The organism is Dactylosporangium sp. NPDC005572 (assembly GCF_040605515.1).
Taxonomy (GTDB): Bacteria; Actinomycetota; Actinomycetes; order Mycobacteriales; family Micromonosporaceae; genus Dactylosporangium.
In genome coordinates, this window is sequence record NZ_JBEXCY010000464.1 from 1 (window position 1) to 1559 (window position 1559).

The 1559-nt window shown below is 67.9% G+C and carries 1 protein-coding gene; it reads left to right on the top strand.

What is annotated here, in order from left to right; genetic code table 11:
• Positions 1-125 precede the first annotated feature (125 nt).
• The gene (locus ABZS66_RS61680) at positions 126-1475 is read left to right on the top strand and encodes an IS701 family transposase (protein ID WP_354774286.1); all 1350 of its coding nucleotides are present in this window, start codon (positions 126-128) and stop codon (positions 1473-1475) included.
• Positions 1476-1559: the final 84 nt, after the last annotated feature.

Here is a 1559-nt window from a genome sequence, read left to right on the forward strand (position 1 = left end):
CTAGCGGTAGTTTGTTGACTTCGGTGGATGGCTGTGTACGGTTGGGCTGACGCTTGGTCGTGGGGTTGGCCGGACCGTGTGAGGTGTTGGTGGCTCGGTTGGTGTGTCCACCGGCGGCGGGCCCGTTGGAAGCGTATGCGGCGTTGTTCGATGGGTTGTTCTCGCGGCTGGCGCAGCGGCGGGGGTTTCGGGAGTACCTGAGTGGCTTGTTGGCGCCACGCGATCGGAACAAGACGTTGACCGGCCTGGCCGGTACCGAGCCGGTTGTGGGTGCGCAACACGCGGCGGCGCAACGGTTGCAGTACTTCCTGTCGGAGTCCACGTGGGACGTCGGTAAGGTCAACAGCCGGCGGTTGGAGCTGCTGCAGGCTGACCCGGCCACTGCCTGGCATGCCGGGGGTGTGTTGGTCATCGACGATTCCGGTGACCGCAAGGCTGGCCGGCGCACGGCCCATGTCGGGCGGCAGTGGCTTGGCCGATACGGCAAGACCGACAACGGTGTGGTCACCGTGACCACGTTGTGGGCCGACGGGCGGGTCTACTATCCGTTGCACGCGCAGGCGTACACCCCGGCGTCGCACTTCTCGAAAGGGCGTACCGATCCGGGTTTCCGGACCAAGCCGCGCATCGCCGGGGAGTTGGTGGCCGAGGCGCTTGCGGCTGGTGTTGCCTGTCGGGCGGTGGTGGCCGACTGCGGTTACGGTGATCACGACGAGCTGCGGGGGGAACTGCAGCAGGGCGGCTGGGGGTTCGTGCTGGCCCTCAAACCGTCGCGCGGCGCGTGGCAGTACGGCGCCGAGGCGTATACCCCGAAAGACGCCGCCCGGGCTGTGCCGTGGAACGGGTCTGACGATCCCGGCAGGTGGAGCCGGGTGCAGCGCCGGTTCCGTGACGGGCACACCGAAACGTGGTGGGCGACCGACGCATCGCTGGGCTGGTGGGGGCCGGACGGGCAGACCCGCCTCGTCGTGGCCACCACCGACCCGGCCACGTTGCCGGACAAAACAACCTGGTACCTGGCGACCAACCTGCCCCGCCCCGGCGGCCCGCATGACACCCCCGACAGTCGGCACGACGCCGCCGATCTGGTCGAGGTGGTGCGGCTATACGGGATGCGGAACTGGATCGAGCAGAGCTACAAGCAGGTCAAGGACGAGCTCGGCTGGGCCGATTTCCAGGTCCGCTCCGCCGTTGCGATCGAGCGCCACCAGAACCTGGTCCACTGCGCGTTCTCGTTCTGCTGGAAGGCCTGGTTCGACCACCACACCGATCAACCGTCCACACTCGACACTCCCAGAGAACCGAGCGCGGACCCGTCACCCGACGCGTCCGCAGAGAGGGGGCCCTGCACCGCCCCAGCCGGTGACACACCAGAGCTGGCCCAAGACCCTCCGCGCAGTACGCGCCTGGCTGACCCCCTGGCTGCGGCTGCAACGCTGGTGGAAAGCCTGGTCCGACACGCCCCCACCCACTGAACTCCAACAACTCCTCGACGCCCTCGCCCGCGGCCACGGCATCGACCTCTACCTACCACCCTGAAGTCAACAAACTACCGCTAG